The organism is Streptococcus parasanguinis (assembly GCF_047465465.1).
In the GTDB taxonomy this organism is placed as follows: domain Bacteria; phylum Bacillota; class Bacilli; order Lactobacillales; family Streptococcaceae; genus Streptococcus; species Streptococcus parasanguinis_AI.
The window spans coordinates 145,186-166,101 of the sequence record NZ_JASGZU010000003.1 but is presented as its reverse complement, the minus strand read 5'-3'; the positions used below and the strand labels follow the sequence as shown (position 1 = coordinate 166,101).

Sequence of the window (20,916 nt, the reverse complement as noted above, 5' to 3'; positions counted from 1 at the left end):
GGTATGGACAAAATTATTAAAACTATCTCAGAAAGCGGCGCTTTTCGTGCCTATGTACTAGACAGTACAGAAACTGTACGAACAGCCCAAGAAAAACATCATACACAAGCTAGCTCCACGGTCGCACTTGGCCGTACCCTCATTGCCAGTCAAATCTTGGCAGCAAACGAGAAAGGAGATACTAAAATTACGGTCAAAGTCCTTGGGACTAGCTCACTCGGAGCCATCATCACCGTGGCAGATACCAAGGGAAATGTTAAAGGCTACGTACAAAATCCTGGAGTGGATATCAAGAAGACGGCAACTGGTGAAGTCCTGGTGGGACCATTTGTCGGAAACGGAGAATTCCTGGTCATCACTGACTATGGTACGGGAAATCCTTATCACTCTATGACCCCTCTTGTCACCGGTGAAATCGGAGAAGACCTGGCCTTTTATCTGACGGAAAGCCAACAAACACCTTCTGCAGTTGGACTCAATGTCCTTTTGGATGACGAAGACAAGGTTAAAGTGGCGGGTGGCTTCTTGCTTCAAGTCTTGCCAAATGCCAAGGAAGAAGAAATCGCGCGCTTTGAAAAACGCATCCAAAAAATGCCTGCTATCTCCACACTTTTGGAATCTGAAGACCATATTGAAGCTCTTCTTGCCGCTATCTATGGAGATGAACCTTTCAAACGCCTCTCTGAAGAAGAACTTCGCTTCCAGTGCGACTGCAGCCGTGAGCGTTTCTTGAATGCTTTAGCAAGTCTGCCAGCTAGTGATCTAAAAGAGATGAAAGATGAAGATCACGGTGCAGAGATTACCTGCCAATTCTGCCAAACACACTACCACTTTGACGAAAATGACTTGGAGGAACTCATTCGTGACAAATCTTAATACGCCATTTATGATCGGGAATGTCGAAATCCCTAACCGTACCGTCCTAGCCCCAATGGCCGGAGTGACCAACTCAGCTTTCCGGACCATTGCCAAAGAACTGGGGGCAGGGCTCGTTGTGATGGAAATGGTCTCTGACAAGGGAATCCAATACAACAATGAAAAGACGCTTCACATGCTCCATATCGATGAAGGAGAAAATCCTGTATCGATCCAACTCTTTGGAAGTGACGAAGATAGCCTCGCACGCGCAGCTGAATTTATCCAAGAAAATACCAAGACTGATATCGTCGATATCAACATGGGTTGCCCGGTGAATAAAATCGTCAAGAACGAGGCTGGTGCCATGTGGCTCAAGGACCCAGACAAGATTTACTCCATCATCAATAAGGTTCAATCCGTCCTTGATATCCCCCTCACTGTAAAAATGCGGACGGGTTGGTCAGATCCTTCTCTAGCAGTTGAAAATGCGCTCGCTGCTGAAGCTGCAGGTGTCTCTGCCCTTGCCATGCATGGACGGACTCGGGAGCAAATGTATACGGGGCATGCGGATCTTGAGACCCTTCACAAGGTTGCACAGGCCCTAACTAAGATTCCATTTATCGCAAACGGAGATATCCGTACGGTTCAAGACGCCAAACAACGGATCGAAGAAGTCGGTGCTGATGCGGTCATGATTGGTCGCGCTGCTATGGGCAATCCTTATCTCTTCAACCAAATCAATCACTACTTTGAAACAGGAGAAATCCTGCCTGATTTGACTTTTGAAGACAAGATGAAGATTGCTTACGAACACTTGAAACGCTTGATCGATCTCAAAGGTGAGCACATTGCCGTTCGTGAATTCCGCGGTCTCGCTCCTCACTACCTCCGTGGTACCTCAGGTGCAGCCAAACTCCGTGGAGCCATCTCGCAAGCCAGCACTCTGGCTGAGATTGAAGAACTCTTACAATTAAAAGCATAGAAATACAAAAAACAGGACCTCATGTGAGGTCCTGTACTATTTTTAAATAAGTTAAGCAATTCGGCAAAGAAATATAAATATGTTTTAATTTTTTGAGCGAATCAAAAAAATACCGAAACTTTCCGCTGTGAGAAAAGTGCCTGAAACACGATTGTTTCAGGCACTCGGGAGTTTTGAGACCTTAGGCTCAAAACTAAGTCATGGAACTTCTTCGAAGTTCGCTGACGTCCGTACTCACCTAAGGAAAGTTTCTAAGATGACTTTGTCATTAATCTAAAACAGGACCTCACACGGGGTCCTGTTTCTATAGATTGTCTGTTTGCAGGCCAAGTTGTTTGACCCTTGCGGTGTAGTAGGTCATGATCAAAAAGAGGTTGGCTGTGATCAGCCAGATGGCCCATTGGTGAATGAAATGCATGAGGATGGCTACGCTAATAGCTCCAGCAACAAAGCTTCCAACAACAATCCCGTAATTCATGGCCTGACGCCGATACTCGTCCAAATCTCCCTTTCCTCGAGTGATTCGGTACAAGGCCGTCAGCATCTTGCGGTAATTGCCGGAAGTCATAAAGATCACATAAGGGTGATTTTCAATGAGGCTCCCTGTAAAGGTCAACATCATCATCCCTGTTCCAAAAGCAATAAAGGGAACTTCTACAGGTGGCATGACAGACACCAAGGGAATCAGGAGTGTCACCACAAACAAAGGAATTAACATCTTGGTCCGCCAAAAGGCTGTCTTGCGATACTCTTTGATATGGAGGGCAACCAAAAAGCCGATCGAGAAAAATAAAATAGATGAAAAACGCATGATGGTATTTTCGACACGGGGATCGTGCCAATCAGCGATGAGAAGCAGGAGGTTCCCCGTTTGGGTCGCGACCAAACTCCGATAGTGCATGTGGCAAAAGACATCGAGGCCTCCTCCGATAAAACCAAGCAGAGCCCCCATCAGTCGTGTATTTTGTGGTAAAATTATTTTTTCTTCCATAGTCTTGTCTCTTTTGATTTCAATTATGATTATTATACCACTTTGCACACAAGTGGAGCAGGAAAAATCAGAAAAAGCCCTTGGCTACTACTAGTAACTAAGGGCTGGTAGAATGAACCCAGCTCGATCTATTGTTTTAGGCGATAGGTCTTGCGTGGTTTTTTCTTAGGTACTCGCTTGACACCCACTTCTTCCACGAATTCTCCGAATTTTACGAGGAAGTTATTACTAACGATGGGACGTCCAGGATTGATCAGATTGACCAACTCAGTTGCTTCATAAACGGTGAAAGGCTCCTCTAGCAGATAGAGGAAGGTTGGATTCCAGTCTAGACGCCCCTGAATCCGCTTGATCGATTCTTGAATAATCTGGTAGTGGTCAAAGGCAAAATCAGAAGTAGCTAAGGGTTCTCCATCAAGCAAACACTGGGACTTTTTGAAATCGACATCGAGAAAAACGACTTCCTTGGCATCGTCACCTGCATGGGCTAAGTCTACTGCTTCTGCTGGCAGATAGACCAGATGGGCGATGGTAATGACCCAGCCTCTGGGATCCCGCCCAGGGGTGGAAACTGTCATGAGCTGCTCCACCTTATTAACTGGAAGATCGAGCCCGACTTCTTCTTTGACCTCTCGGATACAAGCATGGGTTGCATCTTCATCCTTGTTCACAAAGCCCCCCACCAAGGCTAGGCAGTGTTGATAAGGGTGGGCCTTGCGGCGAATGGCTAAAAGCTTGAGCTGGCCTTCGACAAAACAGTAGGCCACCATGTCCGCTGTGACACTAGGGGTTTCATAAGTCGGTAAGTCTTGTTCCTTGTACCACTTGAGAAAGTCTGCTTCACTTGCGACCGTCTCAAAATACTCTTTCTCCGTCATTCCTGCTGGAATCAAGAGATTGGTCATTTAGGCCACCTCCTTCTTGAGGGCTTTGGTCCATTGGTACCAGCCCACTAGACTATTCAGCGTGTAGACCCAGTACATCCCTTGAATTTGAATACTCTGATCCCACCAGAGGAGTTTCATAATATTGACAAAGCCTTGCTTTTTCGCTTCTCGGTGGACATTTGTAAAGTCTTGGATAAAGGTTGTGAATTTTTTAGTGAGGTTGTTCATTAGGTGATTCATAAGCTGCTCCTTAGTCGGCTTGGTAGATGGCATCAATAACTTTCTTGGCTTCTTCATAGTTACCGAGGTAGTCTGATCCGAGGAAAGTAGTCGGAATGTTTCCTAGGTATTGCTGGCGCAATTGGTCTAGGTAATTTGAAAAGCTGGTGCGGATCTCTTCATCAGCCATGGTCATGTCTCGGAAACCATCATTGACATAAGAGCCGATCGGCTGAACAAAGAGGATCAAATCCAATTTTTCTTTAGACAAAATACTAACAAATAGGTTGTCAAAGGTATCGGTCATGCTGGTATCCTGGCCTTCGACTTCCATGTAATAGTCGTAGTAACCTTTGGTCACCAGGGAATTGGTATCTGCGATGACCAGGCCTCGATTGGCACTACTATCGATGAGCTTAGAGGTTTGATCATACTGTCCTAAGAGGAGGTAATAGTAATCTTTCGGTGTGAGTTCATCATCTTGAACATTGTTCTTGATCTGGTATTCACGGGCATACTCAAGACTAACAGGAGCATCGTAAAAGCGAGCCAAGTCTTTTGCAAGGGTCGTTTTCCCGTTGCTGGCGCTCCCCATGATCAAGACTTTTTTCGTGAACTGGCGACGGAAGGGCTGGGCGATGTATTTCCAGTATTTGCTTGGATTTTCCCGTATCATAGTAGCAGAGATCCCGAAGCGACGCTCCTCTAAGTGAACTTCAAACCCTCTCGCTTCCAACTCTTCCTTGTAGGCTTTCTCCCCCACATAAAAGATCAACTCTTCTGTCTCTGTTTGATACTGGATGGTATCAAGAGCTATTTGTAACCAAGGTTCCCAGCCCAAGGGATAACGAGGAAGTTCCGTCTCATCTAACTTATAGACTTGGGTCAATTCATCGTTTGAGAAGGCTTCACGGATATAGCGGAAGCGTTTTTGTAAGGTCAAGCCCACTTCTTCGCCACGGTCCCCTTCATAACCAGATACGATGACACGAACACGATCACACTGACGCTTGGCCCGTTGGATCAGGTCAATATGCCCTTGATGAAGAGGAGCAAAGGTTCCAAATACCACAGCGATTCTTTCTTTATTCATACTGCCTCCTTTTTATAATTTTTTATAAATAAGTTTTCTTTATGTTTTTATTATATACTATATTTTCTGGATGTCAACACCTTTTTATAAAATAATATATTTTTCTTCAAAACAGCAAAAAAAGATTTGAAAAGATAAGATTTTCTTTTCAAATCTTTCGACTTTTATTCACGAGTGAGGGAGTGGCTGACACCGTCTTTCAGAACCGTCACACTGGATACAGAGCCATCTTTTCCAACTACGATATCTAGAGTCGCTGCAGATCCATCGCCTGCTGAGAGATTAGCATGGTAATGACCATCATCCAAGGTATAGTTATAAGCGCTGATACCATAGGCTACGGGTTGGCCCCCAGGAAGTTGGATGGTTACTTGACCGCCTTGGCCAATAGTGACTCCAGTGTCGCGTTTGTCAGACCAATTCCCAGCTGCTGCGGAGAAATCCCCTGCTGCTACAGAATAGACTCCCTTGTATTGGGCATTCTCCGTCGCAGAAGCTTGCTTCTTAGCCTGAGCATGACCGTCTTCTAGACTTGGCAATTTTGCTTTCGCTGGTGTTGCTGGAGTGGCTACTTCTTTTGTTTCTTTTGTTACGGGTGCTGCTGGTGTCGCTTCTTTAGCTGGAGCTGGTGTTTGACTAGCTGCAGCTTGGTTATTTTTGCTACCAACGGTATGACTTTCTTCTGATTTGCTATCAGAGGATGAAGAGGCAATTGGATCTTTACTAGTGATCACTTTTTTCTTAGAAGAAGAACTTGTTTGTTTAACCTGACTGGTCTTTGAACTGCTTGCTTCTGAAGTTTTTTCTTCTTTATTCCCGCCACAAGCTCCTAGGAAAAGACTAGCTGTCAAAGCTAGGGCTGCTAGGGAAATGATTTTTTTGTTTTTCATAACAGAACCTCTTTTGTAACATTTGTAATATTTTGTAACATTATTGTAACACTGTTATATGAGGCTGTCAATAGTTTCTTAAATATTTTTCTAATTTGAAAGAAGTTTTAAGTAAGTTCCTAAACTTTAGCAAAAAAGAGGCTGGGACAAAAGTCCTAGCCTCTCAATTATTTTTGGATTGTCGAGCAAGACGCAGTGGTTGAGTGGGCTCTACTACACTGATTTCATCAGCTTTTACAGCCCTACTCAACTGTGCGGAGGTGGGACGACGAAATCGAATTCTAACGAATTACCGATTTCTGTCCCACTATCTCCTCATTATTTATACACTTCTTGATAGAATTCGATCTTATCCCCTTTTTTAACGGTGGTTTCAGCAGCACCTTTTGGAGCCATTTCGCCATTGATCTTGTACATCCAGTAAAGACCTTTTGCTTCATCTTGGCTGTGACCGTCAATCGAGGTGATCATGCCATTTTTTTCTTCAATCTTGTAGTTGGCTTTGAGCACTTTCATGAGATTGCTCTCTTCTGCTACTTTCAAGGTTTTCGATTGCGCTTTTTGACCTTCTGGCGTCACGCTAATCGTAATCGAAATTTCGTTTTTCTTGGCAACTTCTGTGCTAGAAGCACTTGTTTGATTGTTTGTGCTATGAGACGGAGCGCAACTCGCTAAAAGAAGAGCTGCAAGTAAGGTCATCAAGCTAGAAATGATTTTTTTCAACATAAAATCTCCTAAAGATTTGATAGATAATGGGATAGAAAATGATCGTCGACAGAGCATGGGCAAGGTTAAAACTAAAACCATTGACCAAAGCATAGGTCCACCAAGGAATATGGTATATCAAGGCATAAACAGTATCGATCAAGACCCCATAAGCAAAGGACAGTAGGCCCACAAAAAGGATCTGAAGGACATGGGGCAACCACTTGTAACTGATGCGCCAAATGAGCATCAAACAGCCAAAGGCGACAATCTGAAAGAACACAATCAGGCTCATCCCCAGGAAAAAGGCGGAGACAAACATGGTGATCATCATCACAAGAAAAGCAAAGCTATACCCTTCAAATATCACCAAGAGAAAAAAGATGGCAGAAATAGGTTGGACATTTGGGAAAGGGGCAAAAGCCTGACGTAGAGCGACACAAAGGGCCGCCAAAAGCGAAATACGGGTTAATCGCTGAAGCGTCATGACGTCCTCCTAGACAATCTCGAACTTGATCGTTCCGGCTGTCGTTCCAACCTTGATCGTTTGCCCTTCTTGGGCTTGACCTTTCAGCAATAGCTCTGCTAACTGATCTTCCACTTCGGTCTGCAAGACACGACGCAGTGGGCGAGCTCCCATTTCTGGATCGTAGCCTTTGGTTGCTAGCAACTTGAGCGCTGAAGGCTGGAATTTGAGGGTCATGCCTTGTTCTGCCAAGGTCGCGATGAGCGGTTTGACCATGACTTTCACTACCTGCTGCATGTCCTCGCTTGAGAGACTATGGAAGACCACCTTTTCATCAATCCGGTTGATAAACTCTGGACGATAGGTCTTCTTCAACTCTTCAAACATGCGTTTTTCCATATTGGCTTGGTCAAAGCGGATATCTTTGGCACCAAAGCCAACGGTCTTATCATCCCGAAGGGCTGTTGCTCCAAGGTTTGAGGTCATGATGATAATGGTATTGGAGAAGTCGATCTTCCGGCCTTTGCTATCGGTTAAGACTCCGTCATCCAAGACTTGCAAAAGGACATTGAAAATATCTGGATGGGCTTTTTCCACCTCATCAAATAAGAGAACTGAATATGGTTTGTTGCGGACTTTCTCGGTCAACTCGCCTCCTTCTTCGTAGCCCACATAGCCTGGAGGGGCACCGTTGAGGCGGCTGGCTGCGAATTTTTCCATATACTCACTCATATCAAAACGGATGAGGGCCGATTCATCATCAAACAGAACTTCCGCCAAAGCTTTGGCTAGCTCTGTTTTTCCGACACCGGTAGGTCCCAGGAACATGAAAGAACCGATCGGACGCTTGTTGCTACGGATACCTGATTGATTGCGTCGAATAGCCCGACTGATACTCGAAACGGCTTGGTCTTGACCAATCACGCGCTTGTGCAATTCTGTTTCTAAGTTGAGGTACTTCTTGGCATCGGTTTGAGTCAGTTTTTGAGTTGGAATACCAGATAATTGGCTCAAGGTCACTAAGACATCTTGGTCAGTGACTTCTTTTTTGTAGACAATGGGAGCGGCCTCTACTTCTAAGAGTTGGGCTGCTTTCTTCCACTTGCCGTCCATCAAGGCCCGATCCAAGGCGGTCAACTCTTCTTTTACGTGACCGTTGGAATCGCGGTTTTGTACAGTAGCTGCCGCTTCATCCAAGAGATCAATGGCTGAATCTGGCAATTGACGGCTGGTCAAATAGCGGTGGGCATATTTGACAGCTGTTTCGATCGCTTCATCGGTAATGGTCACATGATGGTGGTCCTGGTAGGTTTCTTTCAAGCCTTGGAGAATTTGGATGCTATCTGCAACACTTGGCTCTTCAATGGTGACTTTCGCAAAACGCCGAGAGAGGGCTGCATCTTTTTCGATATGCTTTTGGTACTCATCTTGAGTCGTGGCCCCAACTGTACGCAAGGTTCCCCGTGCCAGGGCTGGTTTTAGAATATTGGCTGCGTCTAAGGTCGAATCAATGCCCGATCCTGACCCCATAATGGTATGCAGTTCATCGATAAAGAGAATCACGTGACCGTCTTCTTCGATATCCTGGATGATATTGTTCATACGTTCTTCAAAGTCCCCACGGAAGCGCGTCCCTGCCACCACATTCATGAGATCCAATTCAAGAACACGCATTTGAGCGATTTCAGCTGGAACATTGCCGCTAGCGACCCGCTGGGCCAGACCTAATGCAAGAGCGGTTTTCCCGACCCCTGCTTCTCCCACCAATACAGGATTATTCTTCGTCTTGCGGCTGAGGATTTGGATCATGCGTGAAATTTCTGCATCCCGGCCGATCACCGGCTCGAGCTGACCTGCACGCGCCATTTCTGTCAAATCACGGGTATAGTCTTCAAGACCTCCACTTGTACTTGGGGGCATGCCCATCATATTCCCCATAGTTTGGCGGTTAGGGTTTTGGGCCCGATAAAGACTCCGGATAGCTTTAATATCATTTTTGTCCCAGCCTGCCTTGTCTTCTAGATTCTTTCGAAGGGAAGCAACGGGAACACCCTTGTCTTGCTCTGTAAAGGCAAAGCCGGCAAACTCCATGACTTGGCTAGCCAAGGTCCCACGGTCCGCTAAAAGAGAGAGGAGCACATGCTCTGTTCCCAAGGTCTTGGCATGAAGGACCTGGGCAATCTCCTTTGCGTGCTTCATCATCGCTTCCATCCGATAAGAAAATGGGAAGATTTCATACCGATTGTCGCTTTGAAAAGCCTGGCCTGTAATATGCTCCGCTGCATCCTGAAATTCGTCAATCTGCATAGGATAATCGTTGAGTACAGAACCTGCCACGCTATAGGGATTATTGGCCATGGCCGTCAAAAGATGCCAAGTATCTAAGGTATTCCCTTGATAGTGGCCTGCTAGTATTTGGGCCGCTTCTATACTTTCTAACAGTGCTGTTGAATAGTTCATCTAGTCGGTATTTCCTTTTCTATCTACTTGTTGAATGATTTTTTTCAGCATATTTGCTCGTATGATGAGAGCATCTCGACCTAGAACCTCATCGGAGGTTGTCGCAAAGAACAGCTGCGTCTCACGTTTTGTCAATAATTTTTCTTCATGGAGCATCTGGAGGATATCATGGAAGACCTGCTGGCTGATGGTCTCTCCAATATTGGCTGCCAAGTCTTGAAGCATCTGATGGTGATCTGAAAACTGGACCTTGCCAATGCGGATATAACCGCCACCACCGCGTTTACTTTCTACAATATAGCCTCGACTCTCGGTAAAGCGGGTCTTAATGACATAGTTAATCTGACTAGGGACGACCTGAAAGACATCTGCCAACTCACTTCTTTTGAGCTCTGCCATGCCAGCTTGAGCCAGCAAGGCCTTGATATAAGCTTCAATGCTATCAGATGTGTTCTTATTTGCCATGATGCTCCTTTCTGACTTGTTTTTTCTAGATGGATGCTCTGTTCTTGGCCCATAAAAAATGGCCTTGGAGTGTTCCTTCTCATCATTGACCTTATTTGACTATTATACAATTTTTACGGCTGTAAATAAAGCAAAGACTCCATGGAAATAGGAATCTCTTAAGAAAACAAAACAAAAGAGGCTAGTAAGAACTAACCTCTTATGCGAAGAAGGAACTACTCTTTGCGACGAGCGAATTTGGCGCCTCCACCCAAGAATCCTAGACCAAGAAGGCCTAACCAAGCAAACAATCCACTTTCTTTTGTACCGGTTTGAGGAAGTTTTCCTTCCGATTGTAGAGAAGGACTTTTAACCACTTCTATTTCCGGATGGTCTGAAGTCGAAACAGAAACTGCTTCTGGGGTTTTCGGTTGCAAGAGGACTGATCTTTCTTTTTCTTTTTTGTCTTCAGCTTGAGAAAGAGTCGCAACTTCTGGTTGCACCTTACTTGGAGTTACAGGAGTGGTTGGAGTCGGCATATTAGCTATCAACGGACTTTCTTCCGCTTCCTTCGTTCCGACTTCTGTGATCTGATCCTGAGCCTCCACTTCGACAAAGGCATCGACTTCTGTCCGAATTTCTTTGCCTTCTTCTTGTCGAACCTCGATCAATTTCAACCGGCGTCCGACCTTTCCTGCTTGAAGGATCCGGCTTTCGCCCTTGGCCAAGTCCTTGTTCTCACGTGTTTGACTCTCAAATGGAATCTCCTCCGCTTCGATGAGAAGTTCTGGCTTTTCAAGAATCAAATCCCGAATACCTTCTTCTGGGCGTGTTTGCGTCAGGGGTTCATAATTGTGAGCATCTTCTAAGATGGTTTCAAGGGCTTCGACTTGATTGGCTGCAGCAACCAAATCTGGGCGCTCTTGATCCAACAACTGAGTCAATTCCGTTAATTGTCCTTGAACAGTTGGTTTGAGGTCTGTTTTCAAGCGCTCGAGAGAAGTAGCCTTGATCTTTTCTACTCCTTCTCTGATGATCTGTTGCAACTCTTCTTGACTGAGCAACTGACTATCTTTCCCTGAGAGGACAAATCGGTCCACCTGGATAGCTCGAGATGAGTGAGGGTCATTGAGGGCTGGATCCAGATGCAGGCGTAGCTGGTGGTAGCCTTTTGCTAGGCCTTGCAGATTGACCAAACTCTGGTCGAACTTGCGTTGGTCTCCATAGCCACTGAAATAATGATCGCCGTCGATCTCATAATCATGGCCCCGACCTTCTTCGAAGGCCATTTCTTTTCCATCCAAAGTGACGCTGTAGAGCCCATGACTTGGGTCGACTACTCCTCGAACCTCCACACCTGTGCCCTTAAAGGTAATGGTCACTTCAATGTGTTTCTTGCCTTCCTCATCGGTCACTTGGTTGAAACTAGACCAAGATTCTGTTCCATTTGAGAAGTCTTTGTTGTCTGTCTCATGATGCCAGCCTTGGCTATAGTGCAGTTTTGGATCTTGGTCATCCACTTCTTTGCGATTTTCTGGCAACTGGTCTTCATTCATCACTTGGACTGTCAGTTCTGGAATAAAGCCGACCAGGCTTCCTTGATCCGGATGGAGCAATTTGACCTTAAAGTCATAGACATCGGTTGCTTTTCCTGCAAAATCAAGGGTTGGAACTTGGACTGTTTTTTCCGTCTCTCCATCTGCGAACTCAAGGGTGACGTTGGTATCTTTGTAGACCTTACCATGAACCCCTGTTCCCGGTTCTGTGATCAATTTGAGACTGGCACTCCCTTTAGAGCCACCTTTTCTCTTGACGACGACTTGCGCTGGGTCGCCTTTCTTAACAGCTAGGATTGGCTGGGCAAACTCAAAGATCCCCTTTTCTTGGTTATTGAGGGCATAAATCCCTTCCGTTGCGATCGCATCTCCCTTGCTATTGACCAAGGTCAAGGTGTGAGATCCTGCTGTCAAATCCGGTGTTTCATAGACCTTTTGGCTCCGTTTGCGGCTTGGGCTTTGGGTATTGACGGTCGCTAGCTTTTGGCCATCGACATAGACATCCATTTCCCCATGACCAGGGTCGACAGTTGCGACCACATAGGCCTTAGTGCCTTCAAACTGATAGGTCACCGAAGCTCCCTTTTCCTTGGTCCACATAGAGGTGCCTCGAACGCCTTCTCCCTCTTCATTCCACTGACCATTGGCCCGGTCAGCAGTCCGGTCAGAATGATAAGTCAAACCAAGCGGATAGCCATCAGTTTCTTCAATGCTGGCTGGCGTCTTATAGACAGAGACTCCGTTCAAGATTGGAGTAGCTTGGGCATCGGTGATGGACACCCGGATATAGCGACTATCAACTGGTTGCCCTTTGATCAATCGGCGGTATCCTACAGTTGAGCCAGCCCCATAAGGAACCCATTGGCCATTCACAGCCACATCAATGGTGAAGCCAGAAATCCGTTGGCCTTTCTCGATGGTTTCTTTGAGCTCTACCACATCAAAATGCTGTTCTTTTCCAAGATCCAGGACAAAAGATCCGGTCTTGGCATCATCTGCAGGGGCCCAACTGGTCTTTTCATCACCATCTGTCAAATGGCTGGCCTTGTAGAGAGGATTGCGTCGTGTCGAGTCAGCTTCTACCAAAGCTCCTGCCGCATAGTTCACACTGTAGAGTTGGTCCAAGATCTGACGGAATTCTTTCAAACGGGCCACATCGGCATCCGCAAATTTTCCGTCTTGGTTGGGTGGAATATTGAGCAAGAGTGGAGTTCCACGGCCGACCGATTTGAAGTAAATGTCCATCAATTCGCGCAAGGACTTAGGCTCTTGATTGTCATGGTAGAACCAGCCGGAGCGAATAGAAACATCGGCTTCTCCCACTGAGTATTGCTTCCCTTCCGGATCCCCGTGATTGAGGTAGCTGTTGGATGGATTGTTGCGGATCTTATCTGGATTGACCTTTTGCCAAACCGGATCTCCGGCAATCCCCTTTTCATTTCCTATCCAACGAACATTGGTCGGCTCAGCTGAGAAGATGGCAATATCCCCTTGGGCCTTGCGAATGGCTTCAAACCACTTGTCAAAGGTATAGGTGACTTTTTGAGCCCCATCGCCACGCGCTCCATCCATCCAGACTTCTACGAACTTACCCTTGTTCCCATATTTTGGATCTTCAAGGATTTCCTTAAGCTGGTTGAGGTAGTATTCGTTGTATTGGTCCTCTGTATCCACATGGTAGAGCGGGCTGTGAGCATCCCAAGGAGAGAGGTAGACCCCCATGTCCATGTCATACTTGCTGGCAGAAGCAGAAACCTCAGCTAGGACATCTCCTTTTCCATCTTTCCAACCACTTTTAGCAATGGTATGGTCGGTGTATTTAGAAGGGTACAAGAGGAAGCCATCGTGGTGCTTGACGACCATGATCGTCCGCTTAAAGCCTGCATCCTTCAGGGTTTTGATCCACTGATCGGTATCCAGATGCTCTGGATAGAAATAATAAGGGTCTTCTTCCCCATCTCCCCACTCACGATCGTAGTAAGTATTCATCCCAAAGTGGATGAAAGCCGCTAGTTCTTCGCGGTGGTATTGCATCTGAGCCTTACTTGGAAGCGGTCCGTAATCTTCAATCTCAGTCTCCTCATCTAGAGAAGTGGCTGGTTGAGTGGCTTCTGTCCCTTGGCTGGCTGTGCGATTTTCTTTCTCGCTAGTAGCTACTGAGGCATGCTCTGATTCTTCTTGGTGCTCGTTCACAGTTTTCTCCTCCTTTCCTTGGTGATCGACATCGCTCGTTTCAACCCGTTCTTCGCGAGTTTCACTCCTCTCAGCTTGTTCCTCTGCGTAACTAGTAGTCACTCCTAAAAAACAAGTCGCTACGACTACCGAGCAGACGCCTACTGAGAGTTTACGAATGCCAAATCGATTTCTCTGATCAACTAATCTTTTTCCCATATTCTATTCCTTTATGTCACCAGGTAAAGAGGGTGGGGTTTCCCCATCCTCCTTCTTTTACCTGTGAACTTTTCACCGTATAGTTACTGGCTTATCCAGCTTTTTACTTGGCCTTATTGGCTCTTTTTTTCTGATCGTCCAGCACAGCACTGGCAAGGCCTGCCGCTAGGATTCCAGCAACGAGGCTTGCGACGCTTTCGTCTGATCCTGTATTTGGTAATTTTCCTTCGGAAACCGGAGCAGCTGAAACTGCTGGTGTTTGAGCCGTTTTTTCGACTTCCTTCTCTACTGCATTTGTCCCTTCCTGACGTACCGCTTTGACCTCAAGCGATGCTTGAGAAGTTGCGGTAGCTACTGGTCCTTCTGAGCCATGAGGATGTTCTGGGTTTGGAAGCGGTTGTGGTTCTGGTTGCGGCTCTGGTTGTGGTTCTGGCTGCGGTTGCGGCTGTGGCTCTGGTTGTGGAGTATCTGGAAGTACTTCTTTCGTGCCCACCTCCGTGATCTCTGCCACTGGATCTAGCTCTACAAAGGCATCTAGTTCCTTCCGGCTTTCCACACCATTTTCTTGAGAGACTTCCACCAAGCGCAATTTGCGGCCTTTTTGACCTTCTTGAACCACACGTTTCTCACCTTTTGGAAGATCCGCATTTGGACGTTCTAAGCGTTCAAAGTCCATCTCTTCTGGCTCAATCACCAACTCTGGTTTGGTATGAACCAGATTCTTAACCCCTTCTTCAGGAATGGCTGAGCCTGTAGGTGCTTTTGCGGAGAGAGAAAGTTGATATACTTTTTCGAGCTTGCCATCTTCTGAGACAACCTTGACAAGAACCGGAGCATTGGCACTTTTAGCATCCACGACCGTAACGGCTGTTCCATTCTTGCCTTTTGCTGAAACGATTGGACGTTCTCCCTCATACTCTAGATGATAATCTGTCACATCTGGTTGAAAACCTTCTAGGTCTTTGCCATTCACTTGGATGGTGACATCAGTTATTGCCTGAGCCTCTTCTGTTGGAGCATAGGCGCTCAATTCAACGATTCCAATTCCTTTTAGATTTTCATCACGGACCATTCTTAAACGGATGGCTTTGGTTCTGGTTTCATTGAAGCTGAGGTTAGAGATATAACCAGGCTCAAAGGCATAATCCAAGCTATACGGAATTTCTTCCCAGTTAGAGGCCTGGTTAAATGGATGATCTGGAAGATTCTTCAGATTGCCATAATCATCCGGAACATCAAAGTCTGGACCAATGTAGCGTTCAAGAACCGTTTTCGTTGGCAGACCTGTTTCCTGATCTGCAAAGAAGTCGACCGCTACTTTATTAACCAATCGCTCTGTTACCTGACCATTTTTCTTGAAGATGAGACCAGCAAACACTTCTGTTTGATCCGGTTCTCTCTTCCAGTTTGTCCAGCGATAGTATTCGTTGTAGCCACCATCGTTGATGTAATCGATATAGTCGATTTGATTTGGATCGAGATCATTGGTTTCACTAGCAAATGCCCTGGTATCTTCTGCATTGTAGTCACGGTTCACAGAGAGGTTTTCTCCTGTCTTTTCTGACACCCGGACGGTCAGCTGAGCAGTCAGATCATAGCCAATGACTTTTCCTTCCAGCGTGAAGCTACCTTCGTGAGAAAGTGCATCAGCTGGGATAGCCTGCCAGTCCACCGTCAGTTCCTTGCGTTCATAGCCTGTATCCCCTTGGAAGTAAACGCCTACGGTAGATGGTAGAACTAGATCTTGACCGACTTTCACAAAACGGCTGCCTGCTTCTACTGCTACTGGAGTAGCTTGTTTCAGTTTTTCTGCATCGCTTGTGAGATGGAGGCGGTATTCTTGTAAGATGGTACCATCTTCCGCTTTATGGATGACACGGATTGGCTCCCCTTCATGGACACTTGGCACAACCGTTGCAAGACCGTGATGGCTGGCTGTCGCTTCCACTTGTGGATAAGCCCGATCACGCGCATCGATGTAGTAATCGGTCACACTTGGGTTGACACTTGGCAAGACATCGCCATTGACGCGAATGGTCAACTGGCTCTTTTCTTCTGCCGCAACCTTATTGGCAAAGATCTGAATCTCTGAAATAGAGCTTCCACGCTTGCCTTCTGGCGTCTTCATACGGATCCGAACAGCATAGGTGTCGACTTTATCAAAACTGAAATGATTCATCTTACCAGCTGCTACCGGTTCTTCAACGGTTAGGTTGCTGACTTCTTTCCAGTTAGCTGGATTGTTAAATGGATGGTCTGTTTCGTCTTTAACACGATTTGGATTGCTTGGAACTGTTGGGATTTGTTCCCCTGTATAGTACTCAATCACATATTCACTTGGAGCTCCAACGCCGTGGTCTTCGTGGAAACCAACATGGAGGTTGTCCACTGCTCGCTTGGTCAAGATACCAGAATCCCCAAACAAGATACCGACAGAATCTTCCGCATTGTTACGACCCCAGTTGGTCCAACGGTTAGCCGGAGCATCGGTAAAGGAGATGACTTTATCATTGACCTTAGCAACTGGATCTGCATCGTTAGAGTCACTTGCAAAAGCGAGTGGCAAGACAGATCCTGTCCATTGCTCTGCTACATTGGCTCCCTTTACCGTGTTGCTAGAAACACGAATATGAAGACGGGTTGGAAGATCCGTTCCTTCTACACGACCGGCTAGGACAACTTCTCCTTCTTTGGCCAAGAGTTGCGGATCGACCGCATCCCAGGCCACCTTAGCTGTATAGGTCTTACCATTAGAGTGATAGGTCCGCACACTTTCTGGAAGTGCTGGTTTTTCACCGACTGGAGTGGTGGTGCTGACTTCTTCTACAGCGATAATGCCTTCAACGGTGACTTGAGCTTGGGCTTCTTTTTCCACACCTTCTACATGACCTGTAACTGTAAAGCTATGGTAATCCTTGACCTGATCTGCTGTCACAGCATCCCAGGTCACGCGTTTTTCTTTCGGGAATCCCTTGTCATACTCAACCAAGACTGTCTCTGGAAGAGCTGGCAACACGTTTTGATCGGTACTAATTCGTACAGGACGCACCTTCACAACTGTCTTTTCTTCTGGATTTGGCGTGATGGTAAAGGTTAATTCCCCTGTTTGTCCTTGGAAGTTAGCTTCTAAATGAACCAATCCTGCTTCTCGCAGTTCCAAACCTTTCTTAGTCGCAACGGCTTTTCCTTGACTACCAGCTCTTGTTTTGACATCGATTTGATCTGCTTTCAGACTTGCTAGACTGCCATCTTGGTAATGGGCAATGACTTCAAGTGGTACCGTTTGGTCTTCCTTGAGTTCCTGTCCTTCTGGCAGACGCAATTCTAAACGCTCAATCTGCGGACTTTCTTCTTGGAATTGGACCACATAGGTCTGTACAGCTCCCGTATCCTTAGCAGTCACATAGATTTGAGCTTTCAAACCATTTTCTCGATTGGCTTGTAGGACCGTCACTTGAGCATTTTCTGCACTCGCTGTAACTTGACCCGGTTCTTGACCATAAGTCAGCGAACGGAAAATGGTATGGTTACCACTACCAAATTTTGGAAGAGCTACTCCATCTAGCTGTACTGTTGGTTTCTTAGCCTTGGCTACATCTCCTCCTGCAACCACTAGTGTTGCTTGAACCGTTTCCCCATTGCCTAGGAGTCCTGTAGCTTTCAAGCGTGCTCCTGGTGTGGATAACTGATCTTCTTGACCAGCTTCCAAGGTCCATTGATCGACTTCATAGTGAGCACTGGTCCCATCGGTGAAGACTAATTGCACAGCCTTATCCACCGTTGCTAAATCTGCCCCCTGCGGGATTTGTTTGATGACTGGAAGGACTTGTTCCACGCCGATCACATCAACCAGAGCTTCGACCGTGCGTCCTTGAACATGACCTGTCACACGAACTTGGCCTGCACGACTATAGTCTGCTTTGTCCCACTCAACGGCTTCTTCTTGGGCCTTGCCATCGCTATAGACCACATTGACCTTACTTGGTAAAGCTGGCTCTTCTCCCAGATAAGCACTTTGTCGAACGGGTTCCACACCCAATACGGTGCGTTCCACTTGGTCCTTCTTACCTGTAAAGAGGCTGACTTGGTCTGATTGCAAGCGGTCTGAGTCTGCATACAGAGTAAAGGCACCCGCCTGCTCAGTTGATTTGACAATGACTACCCCTTTGCCGTTAAAGGCTTTGCGTTGCCATGAGCCATCTGCCTGTGCTTTGTAGCGTTCACGGCTGGCTTGTTCCCCATTATCGACACCGACAATTTGGCCTTGTCCATGCAAATGGAAATGCACCACATTATTGGCAGTTGGCACGACACGGCCTGCTTCATCAACGATTTCATAGGTAATATAGGTCAAATCCTTACCGTCTGCTGCAATCGCATGTTCTTCTTTCAACAAGCGAACACCTGCAGCCTTGCCGGCTGTTTCGACTTGATCTTTCGCAATCACGTCGCCTGCTTCGTTGCGGGCAATGGCTTCCACCTTACCTGGCACATAAGGAACCAACCACTCTAGATAGAGTTCATCCGGATTTGCCCCTTCTTGGTAGGTCCGGCCATCAGCTGTGGTCTTCTTGGTAAAGGTCTTCACTCCTTGTGATTCCCCATTGACAATCAATTCCACACTGTGAGCATTGGAGAAGGTCCGAACAGGGATCCGTCCTTCTTCATCCATGACACGATTGGCTAATTCTGGATTGTCCCAGTTCCAATGTGGCAAGAGATGGACCATCGGATGTTTCTCAGCCGATACCCATTGACTTTGGTAAAGATAAAAATCATTCTTTGGAAGGCCAGCCGTATCGACAATACCAAAATAAGAACTTTTCACAGGTGTGTCATTTTGGTTGTGCCATGGTGTTGGCTCACCGATATAATCAGTACCGGTCCAGATAAATTGTCCTGCATAACCGGCATGATCACGGTCAAAGGTCCAAGAGGCGGTTGCTGTCCGACCCCAACCAACCCGGTCATTGCCGTAGTCTGATTGTTCATAGTGGCGGTCTTCTTGGTTGCTGCCGACCCATTCTCTTTCAGGATGATAGTATGAGCCCCGTGTCCGCGTCGCAGAAGAGGTTTCAGAACCATAAATGAGCCAGTTTGGATGTTTCGCCCGTAAGCTTTCATAGTTGGCTTCTGAATAGTTGAAGCCAACCGCATCGAGCTCTGCCGCTACTTTTTCATGGCCTCCTGAGCCATCGCCAAAGCGGAATTTATCAGCTCCCATGGTGACATAGCGGGTTGCATCCACTTCCTTGATGGTCTTGACCAACCGACGAACAGTTGCGACAGATTTGTCTGAACCATCTGCTTCACCGACTTCGTTACCGATCGACCACATGACAATGGCTGGATTGTTCTTGCCCCGCTCTACCATGGTCCGTAGATCGTAATCTGACCAAGTATCCCCCTTACGAGCTTCTGGGTGAGTGGCATCCTTTTCAAAGAAACGACCGTAATCGTATTGCTTCTTGCCACCATACCAGGTATCAAAAGCTTCTTCTTGGACCATCAAGCCCAACTCAGCAGCAATTTTCAAGGTTTGTTCACTGGCTGGGTTGTGGGTCGTCCGGATGGCATTGACTCCCATGTCTTTCATCTGTTTGAGACGACGGTATTCAGCCTTGTAATTTTCCTCAGCTCCAAGAGCCCCGTGGTCATGGTGAAGGGATACCCCGTGGAATTTCGTCGCCACCCCATTGAGGAAGAAGCCACCTTCTGGCGTCCAGTTGAGATAGCGATAACCAAAGCGTTCCTTTTGCACATCCACTAACTGCGAATCCCGATAAACCCGCGTATACAAGGTATAGAGAGCTGGATGATCCGTTTTCACATCCCAGAGGGTTGGTTTTTCAACATGGAGGGTTTGAGATAGGTTGATCTCTTGACCTGCTAGAACAGCTTGTGCTTCACTGCGCGTTTTTTCGCTCACCACTTGGCCATTTTGATCGACAATTTCATATTCCGCATAAATACTATGGGCTTGATCATCCTGGTTGACAATGCGGCTCTTCACCACTGTATCTACTGCCCCATTTTGCTGTTTTTCCAACTGAGGGGTCGTAATCGTAGTCCCATACTGCGCTAAATGAACCTTGTCCGTTACACTCAGCTTAACATCCCGATAAATCCCGCTACCAGAATACCAACGGCTACTTGGTTGTTGATTGACCACATGAACGGCGATGGTATTCTCGCTTCCATCCGCATTCAAATAAGGAGTAATATCATAAGAAAAGGCATTGTAGCCATTTGGATAATGACCAACGAATTGTCCGTTTACATAGACTTTGGAATCCATATAAACCCCGCCAAATTCCAAGCGAACCTTCTTATCTAGATCTTTGTCGTCCAAACGGAAGGTCTTACGATACCAAGCATCCCCACCGTTTAATTGCCCCCCTTCATTTTGAGCAGGAGAGTTGTGATCGAAATCAAAGAAAATAGACCAGTCATGAGGAAGATCTAATTTTTTCCAATCCTTGACATCCACTTGACGCCCTTCTGCACCAGGAGCTGCATTTAATTTAAAATACCAATCTTTATTAAAATCACGTTCTCGATCTTGCACAATATCCTCCGCTACACGATTTTGATCTGGAGCAGCTGTTGCTTCCGTTCCTGTAGCACGCTCAGATGAAGCAGAAACGGGCTGGCCTTCGCCTTGAGGCGCTGGCTTTTCCTCAGCTCTGGTAGGGGTGATGACAGCTGGAGCTTCTGAAACCCTTGCACCAGCTTCAGGAACTTCCGCTTCTGAATTTTCCGTCGCAACACTTGGTGTCTCCATCGAAGTCGGTTCACTTTCGAGGGCTGGCTTTTCTTCCGCATGGACCCTTGAAAGACCCAAGGCAGAAATCCCAATCACAACAGAACAAGCTCCAACTGAGAGCTTACGAATACTAAAAACAGGACGCTTTTCAAAAAAAGACTTTCCCATAAAAACCTCCTCTTAGGATTAACAATTTAATTTGTAAGCG

General features: G+C 46.5%; 12 protein-coding genes and 1 pseudogene. 2 read left to right on the top strand and 11 right to left on the bottom strand.

From position 1 onward, the window contains the following. Window positions 1–3 precede the first annotated feature (3 nt). Both hslO and dusB read left to right on the top strand, forming a co-directional pair. Window positions 4–876 carry an Hsp33 family molecular chaperone HslO gene (hslO, locus tag QM351_RS06940; protein WP_287312555.1) on the top strand — a complete coding sequence of 291 codons (873 nt, stop codon included), beginning with the start codon at window positions 4–6 and terminating at the stop codon, window positions 874–876. Next, the gene (gene dusB / locus QM351_RS06935) at window positions 863–1,840 is read left to right on the top strand and encodes a tRNA dihydrouridine synthase DusB (protein WP_049471951.1); all 978 of its coding nucleotides are present in this window, start codon (window positions 863–865) and stop codon (window positions 1,838–1,840) included. Before hslO ends, dusB begins: the two co-directional genes overlap by 14 nt. 304 nt (window positions 1,841–2,144) lie before the next feature. Here dusB and QM351_RS06930 read toward each other — a convergent pair whose 3' ends face one another. From QM351_RS06930 to QM351_RS06880, 11 genes and pseudogenes are all read right to left on the bottom strand, one after another. Continuing rightward, window positions 2,145–2,831 (bottom strand): YoaK family protein, encoded by a 687-nt coding sequence (locus QM351_RS06930; protein ID WP_070665058.1) that lies wholly within the window; start codon window positions 2,829–2,831, stop codon window positions 2,145–2,147. A gap of 128 nt (window positions 2,832–2,959) precedes the next feature. Continuing rightward, on the bottom strand, window positions 2,960–3,736 hold the full coding sequence (locus QM351_RS06925; protein WP_414327072.1) for an NUDIX domain-containing protein: 777 nt from the start codon (window positions 3,734–3,736) through the stop codon (window positions 2,960–2,962). Further along, window positions 3,737–3,823: pseudogene (locus QM351_RS06920) on the bottom strand (nicotinamide riboside transporter PnuC); the annotation flags it as partial. Window positions 3,824–3,968: 145 nt separating this feature from the next. Next, window positions 3,969–5,030, bottom strand: coding sequence for an AAA family ATPase (locus tag QM351_RS06915; protein WP_414327071.1), 1,062 nt, complete (start codon window positions 5,028–5,030; stop codon window positions 3,969–3,971). A 164-nt stretch (window positions 5,031–5,194) separates the two neighbouring features. Further along, complete coding sequence (locus tag QM351_RS06910; protein WP_045759992.1) at window positions 5,195–5,920, bottom strand: hypothetical protein; 726 nt, start codon at window positions 5,918–5,920, stop codon at window positions 5,195–5,197. Between the two features lie 318 nt (window positions 5,921–6,238). Beyond that, window positions 6,239–6,646, bottom strand: coding sequence for a DUF4430 domain-containing protein (locus QM351_RS06905; RefSeq protein WP_118396313.1), 408 nt, complete (start codon window positions 6,644–6,646; stop codon window positions 6,239–6,241). Further along, entirely contained in the window at window positions 6,624–7,112 is a 489-nt protein-coding gene (locus tag QM351_RS06900; protein ID WP_118396311.1) for an ECF transporter S component, read from the bottom strand. Before QM351_RS06900 ends, QM351_RS06905 begins: the two co-directional genes overlap by 23 nt. Window positions 7,113–7,121: 9 nt before the next feature. Further along, window positions 7,122–9,551 carry an ATP-dependent Clp protease ATP-binding subunit gene (locus QM351_RS06895; RefSeq protein WP_414327070.1) on the bottom strand — a complete coding sequence of 810 codons (2,430 nt, stop codon included), beginning with the start codon at window positions 9,549–9,551 and terminating at the stop codon, window positions 7,122–7,124. Beyond that, the gene (locus QM351_RS06890) at window positions 9,552–10,016 is read right to left on the bottom strand and encodes a CtsR family transcriptional regulator (RefSeq protein ID WP_155200171.1); all 465 of its coding nucleotides are present in this window, start codon (window positions 10,014–10,016) and stop codon (window positions 9,552–9,554) included. A gap of 215 nt (window positions 10,017–10,231) precedes the next feature. Beyond that, a complete protein-coding gene (locus QM351_RS06885; RefSeq protein WP_414327069.1) occupies window positions 10,232–13,942 on the bottom strand; it encodes an alpha-L-fucosidase in 3,711 nt (1,236 codons plus the stop codon). 103 nt (window positions 13,943–14,045) lie between these two features. After that, window positions 14,046–20,876 (bottom strand): Ig-like domain-containing protein, encoded by a 6,831-nt coding sequence (locus QM351_RS06880; RefSeq protein WP_414327068.1) that lies wholly within the window; start codon window positions 20,874–20,876, stop codon window positions 14,046–14,048. Window positions 20,877–20,916 lie beyond the last annotated feature (40 nt).